Genomic DNA, 16,811 nt, shown 5'->3' on the forward strand with positions numbered 1-16,811 from the left:
GATTGATCATGCCGCCGATGATCGACCGGTCGTGCGCCTCGCGGACGTCCGAACAACGCGGGAGTTCGGGCGGGTCGTTACCAGATGTTGCCGCACGGGCTTGCCGGCCGGCATGTGCCGTGCGCGAGTACGGCGCGCGCACGTTCGCGTGTCATGAAGAAGGCGCAATGTCTATATATTGGAAGTGGGGGTACATAGGCCGGCGTGGTCAAAAGGTGGCCATCGAAATAGGAACAACGAATGCAACGACAACTCGTGATCGGTCTTTACATGGCAGCGGGCCTGCTGATTTTGCCCGGCGTGGCCAGCGCGCAGTCGCAGGCCTATACGAATAGCGGCACAAACCTGCGCGCGGGCCCGGCGTCCGACTACCCGATCGTCGCGCAGCTACCGGGCGGCGTTCCGGTGACGGTGATGGGGTGCCTGAGCAACTACCAGTGGTGCGACGTCGCCACACCAAATCTGCGCGGCTGGGTGTATGCGTCTCGGCTCAGTTCGCCGTACCAGGGCTACAACATGCCGCTGAACTACGGCGCCACACTCGGCCTGCCGATCCTCGCGTTCTCGATCAACGATTACTGGGGCAACTACTACCGCGGCCAGCCGTGGTACGGCCAGCGGTCGCGCTGGGCGCGTCATGCGCCGCCCCCGCCGCCGCGACCGGGCGCCGGGCATCCGCCGCCGAACTGGCGGCCGTTGCCGGGGCATGTCGGCGGGCGTCCTCCGGGCGGGCCGCCGCCGGGCAACGCGGGCGGCCGTCCTCCGGGTGGGTCGCCGCCGGGTGACGCGGGTGGCCGTCCTCCGGGTGGGCCGCCGCTGGGCCATGCAGGCGGACGGCCTCCAGGTAACGAGGGCGGCCGACCACCGGGCAACGCGGGCGGCCGCCCACCGGGTGGCCCGCCTCCGGGCAGCGCCGGCGGCCGTCCTCCCGGCGCGCAGCAGGGCGGTGGGGCTGGCCGGCCACCGGGCGGCGGACCGCAAGGCGGCGGAGGCGGTCGCCCGCCGGGCGGCGCTCAGCAGGGCGGCGGCAATCGTCCCCCAGGTGGTCAAGGCGGACCTCAAGGCGGTCATCAAGGCGGACCCCAAGGCGGTGGTGGCGGCGGAACACGGCCACCAGGAGGCGGCGGCAACAATTGACAATTGAGACATTGACGCCGCCACAGCACTGAAGACAGTGGTGCCGATCGGGTCGCCGCAACGTGCCGCAGCGGCCGGGCATCGAGCCGCTGCGGCGCCTGCGGGCCACGAACCGACGGCCTCAGACCTGTTGTCGCCCGTCGTACCCGCGTCAACCGATGCTTGCACACCACACCCGTAGCCGTCCGCACGCGATGCGTGGCAGATTTTCACGCCGTGCTTAGCGTAAACCCCGGTGTGCCGCGTACACTAACTTGCCGTTGTTGGGTTGGGGGGCGCAACTATGATTTGCGAAGCGACATCACGTGGCACGACGACAGCCGCACCGGAGGGCGCCCGCTATCGCCCGGAACGGGCCGAGGAAGTACTCGCATCCGAGCGCAGCGTGTTGCGGCTGATCACGCGCAACACGCCGCTGCCCGAGCTGCTCGACGAAGTCTGCCGTCGCGCCGAGGCGCTGCTCGGCGACGGCGCGTGCTGCTCGATCCTGCTGCTCGACCCCGACGGCTTGCACGTGCGCGTCGGCGGCGCGCCGTCGCTGCCGGCCCCGTTCAGCGCCGCGATCGAGGGCGCCGCGATCGGACCGCGCGCCGGCTCGTGCGGCACGGCGATGTTCGAGCGCCGTCTGGTGATCGTCGACGACATCGAATCCGATCCGCTGTGGGAAAACTTCCGCGCTTTCGCATTGCCGCACGGCTTGCGCGCCTGCTGGTCCGTGCCCTTCGAAAACGATGCCGGCAACGTGCTCGGCGCGTTCGCGGTCTACTACCGCACCACGCGCCGTCCGACCCCAGAGGAAGAGGCGATGCTGCGCGACATCGGCAGCAGCGTCGGCCTCGCCGTCCATCAGGACGCGATGGCGCAGCGCCTCGCGCATAGCGAGGAGCGTCACCGGCTGGTCGTCGATCATCTGAGCGAAGGCATTGTCGTGCAGTCGCGCACCGGCATCGTGCTCGCCTGCAATCCGAGTGCGCAGCGCATGCTGCACGTGACGCCGCAGGTCGTCGGCCGCAGCATGCAGACCGTGATGACACGCGCGTTCGGCGAGGACGGCTCGGTGATCGGCGACGCCAACCGTCCGGTCACCCAGGTCTTCGCGACCGGCAAGCCGATGCTGGGCGTGACGATCGGCCTCGAGCTGATGAGCGGCGAAGTCGTGTGGATCACGGAAAACGTCGTGCCGATCCTGCGCCCGGGCGACAGCGAACCGGACTCCGTGCTGATTTCGTTTTCCGACATCGGGCCGGTGCGCGAGGCGCAGCGCCAGCTGAAGTACCTCGCCACGCGCGATTCGCTGACGGGCCTCTACAACCGCGCCTACCTGACCGAACGGATGCGCGACCTGTTCGCGCCGCGCGCCGGCGGCGAGCATGGCGGCGAACTCGCCAGCGTCGCCGTGCTGTTCGTCGATCTCGACGGCTTCAAGAAGGTCAACGACACCGCCGGTCACGAAGCCGGCGATGCCCTGCTGTGCAGCGTCGCCGAGCGGTTGTCGGCCTGCGTCGGGCGCAGCGACACGCTGGCGCGGGTGGGCGGCGACGAGTTCGTGATCGTCTCCAGTGCGTGCGGTAATACCAGCGAGCTGATCGGCCTCGCGCATCGTGTTCTCGACATGATCGCGGTGCCGTTCGCAGTGGCGGGCAACGAGTACTACCTGGGCGCGTCGATCGGCATTAGCCTCTTTCCCGAAGACGGCCGGGACGTCGCGACGCTGATGCGCAACGCCGACTCGGCGATGTATCACGCGAAGCAGCGCGGCCGCAACAACTTCCAGTTCTTTACCGCGGAGCTGAACCAGCATCTGCAGCGGCGTTTCACGATCGAGCAGTCGCTGCGGCGCGCGCTCGCGGGCAACGAGCTGAGCCTCGTGTACCAGCCGATCGTCGATAGCCAGAGCGGCCGCACGATCGGCGCGGAAGCGCTGCTGCGCTGGTACAACAGCGAACTGGGCAACGTGTCGCCGGGCGAATTCATTCCGGTCGCCGAGGACGCCGGGCTGATCGTCGAGATCGGCGACTGGGTGCTCGAACACGCCTGCCAGCAGGTCGCGCAGTGGCGGCGCACGTTGGCGCCGCATCTGGTCGTCGCGGTGAATCTGTCGCCGCGGCAGTTCAACGACGGGCTGCTCGAGCGCATCGAGCGCTGTCTCGCGCAGTCCGCGCTCGAACCGGCCGCGCTCGAACTCGAAATCACCGAGCGGCTGCTGATGAGCGACAGCGACACCGTGCTGCCGATGCTGAGCGCGCTGAGCGCAATGGGCGTGCGCGTGTCGGTCGACGATTTCGGCACCGGCTATTCGTCGCTGTCGTACCTGAAGCGCTTTCCGCTGCACAACCTGAAGATCGACCGGTCGTTCGTCGCGGGGCTGCCGGATCATCGCGATTCGATCGCGATCACGCAGGCGGTCGTCGCGATGGCGCACTCGCTCGGCATGAACGTGACCGCCGAGGGCGTCGAGACCGCCGAGCAGGCGGCGTTTCTGCGCGCGATCGATTGCGACAAGCAGCAGGGCTACCTGTACAGCCGGCCGGTCGGGGCCAGCGCCTATGCGCGCACGCTGTACGACGCGCAATTGATCGGCATGGCGAAGGCGTCCTGATGCGATTGTTCAGTTTGCCGAACAAGTGACTTCGCGTTGCCGCTATTTATCGGCGGCGACGCGCTCCCTAGAATTCCCCCATCGAAACGTTATTGGTGCGCAGTGCCGAAGCGGCGCTCCGCAATGGGGGTCGTGATGTCAGAGTTGATCAGAAACCAGCTTTACCGACCATCGGTCGTGTTGCCGATGGTCGCCTTGATGCAGGTGATGGTGTCGCAAGACTTCAATCTCGGCCAGGTCGGCTGGGTGTTCGCGGCGCGCGGCGCGCAGGCCGCATTGCAGCGTTCGCGCGAGTTGATTTGCGCGGTTCATTGCCACGCCTGAGAAGTCCCGCGAAGTACCACCCAGTAATCCAGACTGATTGGCGCCGCCTCGCGCGGCGAAACGGGCCGTCGCCAAAGCGCCCGCGCAATCCGACATCGCATGGCAGCCCGGGGCACTAAGCGTAAGATGCTACGACCTGCACCCAGACCCGGGAGAGTTGCCATGCCACAGCACTTCGACGCAGTCGTGATCGGTACGGGGCAAGGCGGCTCGCCGCTCGCAGTGCGGCTCGCTCAAAGCGGGCGCCGTACCGCGGTGATCGAACGCGCGGACTTCGGCGGCACCTGCGTAAACGTTGGCTGCACGCCGACCAAATCTTATGTGGCGAGCGCCCGCGCGGCGCACGTGGCGCGCCATGCGGCGGACCTCGGTGTGCAGGTGGGTTCGGTCAGCGTCGATATGGCGGCCGTCAAGGCACGCAAGGACCGGATCATCGGACAGTCGCGCAGCGGCGTCGAAAAATGGCTGCGCGGCACGGAAAACATCACGGTGTTCAATGGCCACGCGCGCTTCACCGGCGCGCGCACGCTGTCGATCATCGGGCGCGACGGCCAACTGCTGGACGAGCTCAGCGCGTTCGAAATCTTCATCAACACCGGCACGCGCGCAGTCGTGCCGCCGCTCGAAGGCATCCAGCGGATTCCGTACTACACGAACTCGACGCTGCTCGAACTGACCACGTTGCCGAATCATCTGGTGATCGTCGGCGGCAGTTATATCGCGCTCGAATTCGCGCAGGTGTTTCGCCGCTTCGGCAGCCGCGTCAGCGTGCTGGTGCGTGGCGAGCGCGTGCTCAACCGCGAGGATGCCGATTTCGCGGAATCGGTGCAGAAGGTGCTCGCGCGCGAGGGCGTCGAGTTTCATTTCGGCGTGCAGCCGACGCGCGTCGAGCCGCATCCGCATCGCGCAAACGACCTGTGCATCGGCTTCGAGCAGAACATTCCGGCGATGGAGGCATCGCATCTGCTGATCGCGACCGGCCGCACGCCGAATACCGATGACCTCGGTCTCGATGTCGCGGGCATCGAGACCGACCGGCACGGCACGATCGTCGTCGACGGCCAGCTGCGCACCAGCGTGCCGGGCGTGTGGGCGATCGGCGACGTGAACGGCCGCGGCGCGTTCACGCATACGTCTTACGACGACTACCAGATCGTCGCGGCGAACCTGCTCGACGGCGGCGCGCGCAGCGTCGACACGCGGATCATGACGTACGCGGTGTTCGTCGATCCGCCGCTCGCGCGTGTCGGCATGTCGGAAGAGGAGGTGCGCAAGAGCGGCCGCAAAGCGCTGATCGCGACGATGCCGATGTCGCGCGTGGGCCGTGCGCGCGAGCGTGGCGAAACCGACGGCTTCATGAAGGCGCTCGTCGATGCCAACAGCAAACAGATACTGGGCGCGGCGATTCACGGCGTCGAGGGCGACGAGGCGATCCATACGTTCGTCGACATCATGACGGCGGCCGCGCCATATCCCACTTTGCAATACGCGATGCACGTGCATCCGACCATCAGCGAACTCGTGCCGACGCTGCTCGATGGACTCAAGCCGATGCAATGAACTGCGTTGACACCGGCGCGACACGCCCATGAGAAGCTCGCTCCAACCCGCACGTAGCAGCGGCAACCTGTTCGACGCCGTCGCGCGGTCGAGGACGACGGCCGATGAGCAGGTCGACGCGCTCGTCGAACGGGGCGGCGTGACGATCGAGCGGATCGTCTCGACAGGGCAGGCGAGTCCGCCGGGCTTCTGGTACGACAGCCCGCGCGCCGAATGGGTCGTGCTGCTCAGCGGCGCGGCGGTGCTCGAATTCGACGGCGACCCCGAGCCGCACCCGCTGAAGCCAGGCGATCATGTGCTGATCGAAGCGCATTGCCGGCACCGCGTCGCATATACGAGCGACACCGAGCCAAGCGTGTGGCTCGCCGTCTACTACCCGTGAGCCCCGGCGCATAGAGCCATTCGCGCGGCCGGCTCCGCGCATCGACAAATCCTCACGCCATCACGGATAATCGGCAGCGGCGCGGCCCGGGCGCAACGCGCGGGCGGGCTGTGCGCCCCACCGCATTCATCTTCGGGACAACGCAGCATGGGCAAGGGACGCGTCGAAGCCTTCAGCGATGGCGTAATCGCCATCATCATCACGATCATGGTGCTCGAGCTGAAGGTGCCCGAGGGCTACGATCTCGCGGCGCTGCGCCCGGTCGTACCGGTGTTCTGCGCTTACGTGCTGAGCTTCATCTACGTCGGCATCTACTGGAACAATCACCATCACGTGTTCCATGCGGTGCAGACGGTCAACGGCAAGGTGCTGTGGGCGAACCTGCATCTGCTGTTCTGGCTGTCGCTGCTGCCGGTCGTCACGCACTGGGTCGGCCGAAACCATCTGGCCGCGTGGCCAACCGCGATGTACGGCATCGTCCTGTTCATGTCGGCGATCGCGTATTTCATCCTGACGCGTGCGCTGATTTCTCAGCATGGACGCGATTCGGCACTGGCCAAAGCGCTCGGCAACGACTTCAAGGGTAAGGTCTCGGCCGTCATTTACCTGACCGGCATCGGGCTCGCGTTCGTCGTGCCGTGGGCGTCGGCGGCGCTGTACGCGCTCGCGGCCGCGTGGTGGTTCGTGCCGGACCGGCGCATCGAACACGTGCTGGAGGTCTGAGCATGCTGCTCGCGCTGAAGCTCGTGCTGGTGCCGGCCTTTCTCGCCGCGCTGACGGTGGCCGCGCGCGTCTGGGGACCATCGGTCGCGGGATGGCTCGCGGGGCTGCCGGTCGTCGCCGGACCGATCATGCTGCTGCTCGCGCTCGAGCGAGGGCCGGCGTTCGCGGCGCAGGCGTCGGCGGCGTCGATTGCGGCGATCGCCGCGTTGGAGGCGTTCAATCTTGCTTATGGTTGGACCTGCCGGCGTTTCGACTGGCCCCTTGCACTGGTCGTGGGGGTGGCCGGCTGGCTCGGCGCGGCGCTGCTGATCGTGCGGCTGCCCGGTTCGGCCGGGTGGGCGCTGGCGGCGGCGTGCGTGGGCGTCGCGGTGTCGCAGAGCAGCTTGCCGCGCGCGACCGGTCATGTACCGGCGGCGCGCGTCGGGCGCGCGGATCTGGCGGTACGCATGCTCGCGGGCGCGCTGCTGACGCTCGCGGTGACGACGGCCTCGGCATCGATGGGCGCGGCGTGGAGTGGCGTGCTGTCGGTGTTTCCGCTGCTCGGCATCGTGCTCGCGGTATCGGCGCAGCGTGCGCATGGCGCGGACTTCGTCGCGCTGCTGATGCGCGGCATGGTGGTCGGGCGCGGCTCGTTCGCGGCGTTCTTCGCGGTGACGGCGTTGCTGTTGCCACAGTACGGTGTGGCGACGGGCTTTGCGTGCGCGGCGGTGGTGTCGGTCGTCGTGCAGGGGTTGACGCGGCGCATGCTGGCTGGGCAGCGGCGCGCCCCAGCGGCGGCGCGCGAGTTTGCGCAGCCGCAGACTGAGCAGGACTGCGCATGACTTCACGTCGCCCACGATCGACTGCTGCCCGCATCGGGCTCGTCTCCGATACGCACAACCTCGTGCGTCCCGAAGCGTTGCACTATCTCGACGGCTGCGACGCGATCATTCACGCGGGCGATATCTGCAAGCCGGACGTGCTCGACGCGCTCGCGCGGATCGCGCCGCTGACCGCGGTGCGCGGCAACAACGATACCGGTGAATGGGCGGCGTCTTTACCGACGCATGCTCGGCTGACCGTCCAGCAGGTGACGATTCTGGTCGTGCACGATATCGCCGAGCTGGGCTGCGTACCGCACGACGAAGGCATTCGCGTCGTGGTGAGCGGCCACTCGCACAAGCCGTCGATCGCCGAGCGCGACGGCGTGCTGTACGTCAATCCGGGCAGCGCGGGGCCACGGCGCTTCAAGCTGCCGGTGTGCGCGGGCAGACTGATCGTCGAAGGCGCGCAGGTCAGCGCGACGTTCGATGCGCTGCTGACGTAAAGAAAGCGGGCCGGCGAATCTCGCCGGCCCGCTTCGAGACTACTCTAGCGAGGGATGACTGCGCCGATCAGGCACGCGCGGTCGCAGCCGCCGCGAACCGTTCATCCATCTCCTCGGCCTCGCGTTCGCCGCGCAGCACCGCGTGCGCTTCGGCGCGCGTCGCGACGCACGGGCCCGAGCCGAGCAGCGGCTTGCGCGCGGTTTCGCGCAGCGCAAGCACCGATACGATGCCGATCAGCGATGCGCCCATCAGGTAGTACGCGGGCATCATCAGATTGCCGGTGCGGTCGACCAGCCATGCGGTCACGAGCGGCGTCGTACCGCCGAACAGCGACACCGAGACATTGAAGCCGATCGCGAGCGCACCGTAGCGGATCCGGGTCGGGAACAGCGCCGGCAGTGCCGACGGCATCACGCCGGTGAAGCACGATAGCAGCACGCCGAGAATCATCAGACCGGCGAACACCGGCAGCACCGTGCCCATGCGAATCAGCAGCAGCGCGGGAATCGACAGCGCGAACAGACCGACGCAGCCGAGCAGCATCACCGGCTTGCGGCCGATCGCGTCGGACAGACGGCCGGCGGCGAGCGTCATCGGCATCATCAGGATCATCACGAGCAGCACGAGGAACAGGCCGTGCGTTTCGTTGAAGTGCAGCGTCGCCGACAGATAGCTCGGCAGATACGACAGCGCCATGTAGTCGGTCACGTTGAAGATCAGCACGAGGCCGACGCACAGCAGCAGTGGCTTCCATTGCTGCGCGAGCAGCTGGCCGAACGACTGTTTAGGCAGCGCGCGGTCCTCGGCTTCACGCTGTTCGGCCTGCTTCTTGAACGCGGGCGTTTCCTCGAGTTTCATACGGATGTAGAGACCCATGAGGCCGAGCGGACCGGCGATCAGGAACGGCACGCGCCAGCCCCAGGACAGCAGTGCGTCGGTCGACAGCGTCGCCGTCAACAGCGCGACCGTGCCCGCGCCGAGCACATAGCCGATCAGCGTGCCGAACTCGAGGAAGCTGCCCATGAAGCCGCGGCGCTTGTCGGTCGAAAATTCGGCAATGAAGGTCGCGGCGCCGCCGTACTCGCCGCCGGTCGAGAAGCCCTGCACGAGGCGCGCGAGCAGCAATAGCGCCGGCGCGAGAATGCCGATCGTCGCGTAGTTGGGGATCAGGCCGATCGCGAAGGTGCCCGCGGCCATCATGATCATCGTCATCGCCAGCACGCGCTGACGGCCGATACGGTCACCGAGCGGCCCGAACACCATGCCGCCGATCGGCCGCACGAGAAACGCCGCGGCAAACGTGCCGAAGGTCGCGATGAGCTGCGCCGACGGGCTCGACGAGGGGAAGAACACCTTGCCGAGCGTCACCGCGATATAGCTGTACACGCCGAAATCGAACCATTCCATCGCGTTGCCGAGCGCCATTGCGCCGACGGCCCGTTTCAGGAGGGAGTGATCGACGACGGTGATGTCGTCGAGGGTAAGGCGTTGTTCTTGTTTGTGATGTCGCCAGAAGCCGTTGCTGGAAGCGGTCAAGGTTAAAAACTCCAATGACTGCGACGAAACTCGTGATGCGTTCCGCCTCGGTTGCTGGAAGTGCAATTTCGTGAGCGTGGCGAGGGTATCCGCGGTGCCGGTTATCCGGCGGCGGAACAGTTGGCGAAATGAAGCAAACGCCAGTGCCTCGCGATAAGTTCGCGAAAAAACACTCGTCTAGATTGTGCTGACAGTTGCACCTGCGTGGCCGTGGAAGGGGGGCAGGTGCATGAAGGACGCGGGGCTGCGGAAGCCGACCCATGCGCCACTGAAGGCTTGAAACGAAAAAGGCCGGTCTTGAATTTATCCGCGTTAGGCGGGGAAACGACCGACGAGCCTTCTTGTTTAAAAACAGCTCGATTCAGGATGACGCACGCGCGGAAAAGGCACGACAAGCCAATCTGAAAAGAACACGAATGAAGGTGAATTACAGCTGAAACGGGGCACATATTAGCACGATGACAGAGGATCGTGCAAACCGGGGGTGCGGGCGAAGGCCGCCGGTGTGGCTCAATCCATTGCGGGGCGGGGATTCTGGCGGGGTCGAAACGGGTTTGAAAACGGACCGCTTAGAAGATTCGCGGGGGCGATTTTTTGACGTGCAGACGAGATGAATGCCGACACAATGCGCGGCCGATGTCGGGGCGAAAAAAATCCGCGCTCGCGGCGCGGATTTTTAGGCGTGTGTTCGCCCGGTTCGGGCGACGCGTGCTGGTGTCGCTCTCGACGTGGCAAGCTCAAGCCGACGGCGGCACGTAGCCCGATGCGGTATCCGCGCCTTCGCCGAAGAAGAACTTTTCGGTCTGCTTCATCAGATACTGACGCGCGCGCGGATCGGCCATGTTCAGGCGGTTTTCGTTGATCAGCATGGTCTGCTGCTTCAACCAGGCCTGCCAGGCTTCCTTCGAGATACTTTCGTAGATCCGCTTGCCGAGTTCGCCCGGCAGCGGCGGGAAATCGAGGCCTTCGGCTTCCTTGCCGAGCTTCGCGCATTGAACCATACGAGTCATGCTGTGCTTCTCCTGTGTCGACCGGAGTCAGTGCTTTAGCACTGACTCCGGTCCCATGAAAAATAATTACTGTATCAACGTGGGGCGGACAAACGCCAGTTCGGATCAGATGGGGACGATCACGCAGATACTCAAAGCTGTTTCATCAGCACGAGCGACTTTCGCTGCCAGTTATAGAGTCGGCGGCGGTCTTCAGGCAGGTCGTCGACCGTAGCCTTGACGAAGCCGCGTTTCAGGAACCAGTGTTCGGTGCGCGTGGTGAGCACGAAAATGCGCGTGAGGCCGCGTGCCCGCGCACGCTGCTCGATCCGCTTGAGCAGACGCTCGCCGTCGCCGGTGCCTTGCGCTTCGGGCGCGACCGTCAGGCACGCCATCTCGCCGATGCGCTCCTGCGAATACGGATACAGCGCCGCGCAGCCGAACAGCACACCGTCGTGCTCGATCACCGAGAAATGGTCGATGTCGCGCTCGATCTGGTGACGGCCGCGCCGTACCAGCGTGCCGTCGGCTTCGAGCGGCTCGATCAGCGCGAGAATGCCGCCGACGTCGTCCGGCGTCGCTTCGCGCAGGCTTTCGAGGTTCTCGTACGAGATCATCGTGCCGACGCCATCGTGCAGGAAGAGTTCGAGCAGCAGGCTGCCGTCGAGCGCATACGGGATGATGTGCGCGCGCGGCACGCCGCCGCGGCAGGCGCGGATCGAATGCTTCAGGTAGAAGCCGGCGTCGCCGGTGACTTCGCCGCTTTCGTGCAGCTTGTAGGCGTCGTCGAGCGACAGTTCGCGGATCAGCTCCGTACCGCTTTCGCTGGTCTCCATCAGACCCGCGGTTTCGGTCAGGAACACGATCTTGTCGGCGCGCAGCGCGATGGCCGCGGCCGACGCCACGTCTTCCATCGACAGATTGAACGCTTCGCCGGTGGGCGAGAAGCCGAGCGGCGACAGCAGCACGAGCTTGCGGCTCGCGAGCGAATGTCGGATCGAATCCGCGTCGATCTTGCGCACGAGACCCGTGTGCTGGAAGTCGACGCCGTCCAGAATGCCGACTGGGCGCGCCGTTACGAAGTTGCCCGACACGACGCTGATGTGCGCGTGCGCCATCGGCGTGTTCGGCAGACCCTGGCTGATTGCGGCTTCGATGTCGAGACGCACTTCGCCGGCCGCTTCCTTCGCGGACTCGAGCGCGCGCGCGTCGGTAATGCGCATGCCGTGCGAAAACTCCGATTCGACGCCGTGGAGACTCATCTGCTCCTCGACCTGCGGGCGCGAGCCATGCACCAAAACGATTTGGATGCCCATTGCCTGTAGCAGCGCGATGTCGGACACGAGCGCATTCAGCAGCCCCTGATGCACCACTTCGCCGCCGAAACCGACGACGAATGTCTTGTTTCGGAACGCGTGGATATACGGAGCGACTGAACGCATCCAGTCGACGAATTGCGCGTGCTGGGCGAGGGTTTCCGGCGAGTCGGCCGGGGCCGGAACGCTCGCGGGCGCGGGGACGAGGTCGGTTTGGGAATTCATGCCGGGGATTATAATGCGCCCCCATGTCGAATGTACCCAAAAGTCCCGCTGGGGCGAACGAGAAACCGGCGCCGGCCGGTGAGCCGGCCAGGCCCGGCGACACGATGCGCCGCCCAGCGCAGGATGCGAGACCAGAGCAGGCGCGTGACGCGCGTCGGGAGGCGGGCGCGTCTGCGCAAACAGTGTCGCCGGAAGGTGGCGGCGCGGGTCGTGAAGATCGCGAAGAGCACGCTCGCGCGCGAGGCGCGGCGCGTGATGAACGGCGCGGTGAATCTCGCGCTGAATCGGGTGAAGCGTCCGGTGCCAAGCGGGGCGGTGGGGCTCGTGGCGAGCCGCGTGGCGCTTCGTTGAGCGAGCAGCTTGGCCAATTCCGTTCCGCGCTTCAAAACGCGGCCCGTGAGCAGCAGAGCGGTGGGCCGCAAAGCGAGCAACAGGACGGACCGCAAAGCGAGCACCGCAGTACGCCTTCGACCGCGCCTCGCGGTGCGCATGGCCGCCAGGCTCGCGATGAGCGAGGTGGTGCGCGGCAAAGCGGGCAGCGTGGCGAAGTCCGCGACGCGCGCTCGGACACGCCGCGCGTTGAACGGCATCGTGCGCCTCGCAACGAACAGGACGAGCGCGGACCACGTGACGAGCAACGTCACGGTCCGCGCGCCACGCACTCGCACGACAAACAACAATCGGGCGAGCCGCGCAAGGAGCCTCGCGCGCCGCGCGAACCGCGACCGCCGCGGATCGTCGAGCCGAATCCGATTCCACCGATCACGTTCCCCGAAGCACTTCCCGTTTCCGGTCGTCGCGACGAGATCGCGCGGGCGATCGCGGAGAATCAGGTCGTGATCGTGTCGGGCGAAACCGGTTCGGGCAAGACCACGCAGTTGCCGAAAATCTGCCTCACGCTCGGCCGTGGTCTGGGCGCAGGCGGCAATGGTCTGATCGGCCATACGCAGCCGCGCCGGATCGCCGCGTCGGCGACCGGGCGCCGTATCGCCGAGGAACTCGGCACGCCGTTCGGTGAAGTGGTCGGCTACAAGGTGCGCTTCAACGACAACCTCGCGCCGGGCGCATCGGTCAAACTGATGACCGACGGCATTCTGCTTGCCGAAACGCAGACCGATCCGCTGCTGAAAGCCTACGACACGCTGATCATCGACGAAGCGCACGAGCGCAGCCTGAACATCGATTTTCTGCTCGGCTACCTGAAGGAGATTCTTCCGAAGCGTCCCGACCTGAAGCTGATCGTGACCTCGGCGACGATCGACGCCGACCGTTTCGCGCGCCACTTCGGCAGCGACGATAAGCCCGCACCGGTGATCGAAGTGAGCGGGCGACTTTATCCGGTCGAGGTGCGTTACCGACCGGTGGTCGAGGACAGCCCGGCGGTCAAGGCGGCGCAAGGGACCTCGGGTGTGGCGTCGTCTGGCCGCGAGCGTCTGAAGACGCAGCGCGAAACCGATCGCGATCTGATGGAGGCGATCGTCGAGGCCGTCGACGAACTGTGCCGCGAGGGTCACGGCGATGTGCTGGTGTTCCTGCCCGGCGAGCGCGAGATTCGGGACGCCGCCGAGGCGCTGCGCAAACATCACCCGCCCCATACGGAGATTCTGCCGCTGTTCGCGCGGCTCTCGGCGGCCGAGCAGGAGCGCGTGTTCCGCGCGTCGAACGCGCGCCGCATCGTGCTCGCGACCAACGTCGCCGAAACTTCGCTGACGGTACCCGGCATCCGCTACGTGGTCGACACGGGCCTCGCCCGCGTGAAGCGCTACTCGTATCGCAACAAGGTCGAGCAGCTGCAGGTCGAGTCGATTTCTCAAGCCGCCGCGAATCAACGGGCGGGGCGTTGCGGACGGGTTGCCGATGGCATCTGCATTCGTCTGTACGAGGAAAGCGATTTCCAGGGCCGCGCGCGCTTCACCGATCCGGAAATTCTGCGCTCTTCGCTCGCTTCGGTGATTCTGCGCATGAAGTCGCTGCACCTGACGGCGATCGAAACGTTCCCGTTTATCGAGCCGCCGCCGGGCCGTGCGATTTCCGACGGCTACCAGTTGCTCAACGAGCTCGGCGCCGTCGACGACGACAATCACCTGACACCGCTCGGCCGTGAACTCGCGCGACTGCCGCTCGATCCGCGCGTCGGCCGCATGATCCTCGCCGCGCGCGACCAGCAGGCGCTGAAGGAAGTGCTGATCATCGCGAGCGCGCTGTCCGTGCAGGACCCGCGCGATCGGCCGATCGACGCCCAGGAGCAGGCCGACCAGGCGCATCGCCGGTTCGCCGACGAGCGCTCCGAATTCCTGCAGTGGCTGAAGATCTGGAACTGGTTCGACGAAGCGATCGCGCACAAGAAATCGAACCGGCAGTTGCAGGACGAGTGCCGCAAGAACTTCCTGTCGCAGTTGCGGCTGCGCGAGTGGCGCGATGTCCATTCGCAACTGCTGACGGTCGTGCGGGAGCACGGTTGGCGCCTGAACGAGGCGGAGGCTACGTTCGAGCAGATCCATCTTGCGCTGCTGACCGGCCTTCTCGGCAACATCGGCCTGAAAGCCGACGATGAGCCGTACTATCTCGGCGCGCGCGGCATCAAGTTCTATTTGTGGCCGGGCTCTGCGCTCGTGAAAAAAGCGGGCAAGTGGGTGATGGCTGCCGAGCTGGTCGAAACGAGCCGGCTTTACGCGCGCTGTATCGCGAAAATCGAGCCGGAGTGGGTCGAGAAGGTCGGCGCGCATCTGCTGAAAAAGTCGCTCTCGGAGCCACATTGGGAAAAGCGCGCGGCGCAGGTGTCCGCGTTCGAGCGCGCAATGCTGTACGGCCTGCCGATTTATCACCGGCGGCGCGTCGCATTCGGCAAGCAGGACCCGGCGCGGGCGCGCGAGCTGTTTATTCGCGGTGCGCTTGTTGAAGGTGAGTTCGACACGAAGCTTGCGTTCTTCGCGCACAACCGCAAGCTGCTTGCCGACATCGAACAGCTCGAGCACAAGTCGCGCCGCCAGGACGTGCTGGTCGACGACGAATTGATCTACGCGTTCTACGATCAGGCGCTGCCGGATGGCGTCTATACCGGCGCGTCGTTCGAGCGCTGGTATCGCGACGAAGTCAAAAAGAGCGGCCAGGCGGAGGACAAGCTGCGGCTGTTGTATTTGTCCCGCGACGATCTGATGCGGCACGAAGCGGCGGGTGTCACGACGGATCTGTTCCCGAAGCGGTTGACGATGGCGGGCATCGAGATGGCGCTGACCTATCACTTCGAGCCGGGCACGCCTCGCGACGGCGTAACGCTCGCGGTACCGCTGTATGCGCTGAACCAGGTCGACGCGCGCCGTTGTGAGTGGCTCGTGCCCGGCATGCTGAAAGAGAAGGCACAGTTGCTGCTGAAGTCGCTGCCGCAGAAGCTGCGTCGGCATTGCGTGCCGCTCCCTGAATACGCGGCAGGTTTCGCCGAACGGCACAGCGCCCAGCGCTTCGGAGCAGGCGGCTTGCTCGAAGCGCTGATCGCCGACGTGCGCGAGCAGACCCAGGTCGCGATGAAGCAGTCCGACTTCAAGCTCGAGACGCTGCCCGCGCATCTGTTCATGAACTTCAAGGTCATCGACGAACATGGCCGGCAGCTCGCGATGGGACGCAATCTGTCGCAACTGCGCGCAGAACTCGGCGGTCAGGCGCAGCAGCATTTCCAGAAGCTCGTTTCGGGCGCGGCAGGCGCCGCCCTGGCCGATGCAGGCGGCGGTGTCGCGACACCTGCGCGGTCTCCGGATCTGGCTGCGAGCGGCCCGGCGCGCGGCAAGGGCGCGGCCGCGCCACAACCCGCGACGCCGGATGGCGCGCCAGCCACCGCGCTGTACGAAAACCTGACCACGTGGAATTTCGGCAAGCTGCCCGAATTGCTCGAAATTCGCCGCGGTGGCCAGACGTTGTTTGGCTACCCGGCGCTCGTGGACCGTGGCACGCACTGCGACGTCGAAGTATTCGATTCGCCCGAAGAAGCCGCGCGGATTCATCGGGCGGGCCTGCGTCGGCTTTTCGCGCTGCAGTTGAAGGAGCCGATCAAGTATCTGGAGAAGAATCTGCCGGGCCTGCGCGAAATGGCCATGCAGTTCATGCCGCGCGGCACGCAGGAAGAACTGCGCGATCAGCTGATCGACACCGCACTCGACCGCGCGTGTCTGCAGGACCCGCTGCCCGACGACGATGCGAGCTTCCATACCCGACGTGACGAAGGGCGTAGCCGCCTCACGTTGCTCGCGCAGGAAATCTCGCGGCTGGTCGGCCAGATCCTCGGCGAGTACGCGAGCCTGACGAAGAAGCTTCTGCAGGCGAAGCCATTCGCGGCCGCGTACACCGATCTGCAGAATCAACTCGATGCGCTGATTGGCAAGCGTTTTGTCGTCGATACGCCGTATGCCCAACTCGCACATTTCCCGCGTTATCTGAAGGGGATGGCGCTGCGTATCGACAAGCTGCGCGCGGACGCCACCCGCGACGCGCGGCAGTTCGCCGAATTCCAGCCGCTGTTGCAGCACTATCAGCGGGCGGTGTCGCAGCGCGGCGGCGTCACGGATCCGCGGCTTGCGGAATTCCGCTGGCTGCTCGAGGAGTTGCGCATCTCGCTGTTTGCGCAGGAGCTGCGCACCCCAATGCCGGTTTCGGTGAAGCGCTTGTACAAGGTGTGGGAGTCGATGCAGCGGTAAAGTCAGGCCGCTCGCACGCGGACGCGGG

At 66.0% G+C, this 16,811-nt stretch carries 13 protein-coding genes; 10 read left to right on the top strand and 3 right to left on the bottom strand.

Going from position 1 to position 16,811, the window contains the following annotated elements:
• Positions 1–240: 240 nt before the first annotated feature.
• From G5S42_RS18540 to G5S42_RS18575, 8 genes are all read left to right on the top strand, one after another.
• Entirely contained in the window at positions 241–1,137 is an 897-nt protein-coding gene (locus G5S42_RS18540; RefSeq protein WP_176108144.1) for an SH3 domain-containing protein, read from the top strand.
• A gap of 283 nt (positions 1,138–1,420) precedes the next feature.
• Entirely contained in the window at positions 1,421–3,736 is a 2,316-nt protein-coding gene (locus G5S42_RS18545; RefSeq protein WP_176108145.1) for a putative bifunctional diguanylate cyclase/phosphodiesterase, read from the top strand.
• A gap of 135 nt (positions 3,737–3,871) precedes the next feature.
• A complete protein-coding gene (locus G5S42_RS18550; RefSeq protein WP_008922008.1) occupies positions 3,872–4,060 on the top strand; it encodes a hypothetical protein in 189 nt (62 codons plus the stop codon).
• A gap of 162 nt (positions 4,061–4,222) precedes the next feature.
• Positions 4,223–5,620 (top strand): FAD-containing oxidoreductase, encoded by a 1,398-nt coding sequence (locus tag G5S42_RS18555; protein WP_176108146.1) that lies wholly within the window; start codon positions 4,223–4,225, stop codon positions 5,618–5,620.
• A 28-nt stretch (positions 5,621–5,648) separates the two neighbouring features.
• Positions 5,649–6,002, top strand: a complete 354-nt coding sequence (locus G5S42_RS18560; protein ID WP_176108147.1) for a cupin domain-containing protein — start codon at positions 5,649–5,651, stop codon at positions 6,000–6,002.
• A 147-nt stretch (positions 6,003–6,149) separates the two neighbouring features.
• Positions 6,150–6,725 carry a TMEM175 family protein gene (locus G5S42_RS18565; RefSeq protein WP_176108148.1) on the top strand — a complete coding sequence of 192 codons (576 nt, stop codon included), beginning with the start codon at positions 6,150–6,152 and terminating at the stop codon, positions 6,723–6,725.
• 2 nt (positions 6,726–6,727) lie between these two features.
• Complete coding sequence (locus G5S42_RS18570) at positions 6,728–7,546, top strand: hypothetical protein (protein ID WP_176108149.1); 819 nt, start codon at positions 6,728–6,730, stop codon at positions 7,544–7,546.
• A complete protein-coding gene (locus G5S42_RS18575) occupies positions 7,543–8,031 on the top strand; it encodes a metallophosphoesterase family protein (protein WP_176108150.1) in 489 nt (162 codons plus the stop codon). The genes G5S42_RS18570 and G5S42_RS18575 overlap by 4 nt, the downstream gene beginning before the upstream one ends.
• A gap of 67 nt (positions 8,032–8,098) precedes the next feature.
• Here the strand turns inward: G5S42_RS18575 and proP are convergent, their stop codons facing one another.
• The 3 genes from proP to argA form a co-directional block, all read right to left on the bottom strand.
• Positions 8,099–9,568, bottom strand: a complete 1,470-nt coding sequence (gene proP / locus G5S42_RS18580) for a glycine betaine/L-proline transporter ProP (protein ID WP_176108151.1) — start codon at positions 9,566–9,568, stop codon at positions 8,099–8,101.
• Between the two features lie 737 nt (positions 9,569–10,305).
• The gene (locus G5S42_RS18585) at positions 10,306–10,578 is read right to left on the bottom strand and encodes an oxidative damage protection protein (protein WP_026228676.1); all 273 of its coding nucleotides are present in this window, start codon (positions 10,576–10,578) and stop codon (positions 10,306–10,308) included.
• Between the two features lie 131 nt (positions 10,579–10,709).
• The gene (gene argA / locus G5S42_RS18590) at positions 10,710–12,098 is read right to left on the bottom strand and encodes an amino-acid N-acetyltransferase (RefSeq protein WP_176108152.1); all 1,389 of its coding nucleotides are present in this window, start codon (positions 12,096–12,098) and stop codon (positions 10,710–10,712) included.
• Between the two features lie 210 nt (positions 12,099–12,308).
• Between argA and G5S42_RS18595 the strand changes: the two genes are divergently transcribed.
• Entirely contained in the window at positions 12,309–12,449 is a 141-nt protein-coding gene (locus tag G5S42_RS18595; protein ID WP_176108153.1) for a hypothetical protein, read from the top strand.
• Positions 12,446–16,783 carry an ATP-dependent RNA helicase HrpA gene (gene hrpA / locus G5S42_RS18600; RefSeq protein WP_176108154.1) on the top strand — a complete coding sequence of 1,446 codons (4,338 nt, stop codon included), beginning with the start codon at positions 12,446–12,448 and terminating at the stop codon, positions 16,781–16,783. The genes G5S42_RS18595 and hrpA overlap by 4 nt, the downstream gene beginning before the upstream one ends.
• The last annotated feature ends 28 nt before the right edge of the window (positions 16,784–16,811 follow it).

Source organism: Paraburkholderia youngii, from assembly GCF_013366925.1.
GTDB lineage: Bacteria > Pseudomonadota > Gammaproteobacteria > Burkholderiales > Burkholderiaceae > Paraburkholderia > Paraburkholderia youngii.

Excerpts from the sequence above, each read along its gene's own strand:
- G5S42_RS18540 (WP_176108144.1), top strand. The coding sequence starts at position 241 with ATGCAACGACAACTCGTGATCGGTCTTTACATGGCAGCGGGCCTGCTG.
- G5S42_RS18545 (WP_176108145.1), top strand. The coding sequence starts at position 1,421 with ATGATTTGCGAAGCGACATCACGTGGCACGACGACAGCCGCACCGGAG.
- G5S42_RS18550 (WP_008922008.1), top strand. The coding sequence starts at position 3,872 with ATGTCAGAGTTGATCAGAAACCAGCTTTACCGACCATCGGTCGTGTTG.
- G5S42_RS18555 (WP_176108146.1), top strand. The coding sequence starts at position 4,223 with ATGCCACAGCACTTCGACGCAGTCGTGATCGGTACGGGGCAAGGCGGC.
- G5S42_RS18560 (WP_176108147.1), top strand. The coding sequence starts at position 5,649 with ATGAGAAGCTCGCTCCAACCCGCACGTAGCAGCGGCAACCTGTTCGAC.
- G5S42_RS18565 (WP_176108148.1), top strand. The coding sequence starts at position 6,150 with ATGGGCAAGGGACGCGTCGAAGCCTTCAGCGATGGCGTAATCGCCATC.
- G5S42_RS18570 (WP_176108149.1), top strand. The coding sequence starts at position 6,728 with ATGCTGCTCGCGCTGAAGCTCGTGCTGGTGCCGGCCTTTCTCGCCGCG.
- G5S42_RS18575 (WP_176108150.1), top strand. The coding sequence starts at position 7,543 with ATGACTTCACGTCGCCCACGATCGACTGCTGCCCGCATCGGGCTCGTC.
- G5S42_RS18585 (WP_026228676.1), bottom strand. The coding sequence starts at position 10,578 with ATGACTCGTATGGTTCAATGCGCGAAGCTCGGCAAGGAAGCCGAAGGC.
- argA (WP_176108152.1), bottom strand. The coding sequence starts at position 12,098 with ATGAATTCCCAAACCGACCTCGTCCCCGCGCCCGCGAGCGTTCCGGCC.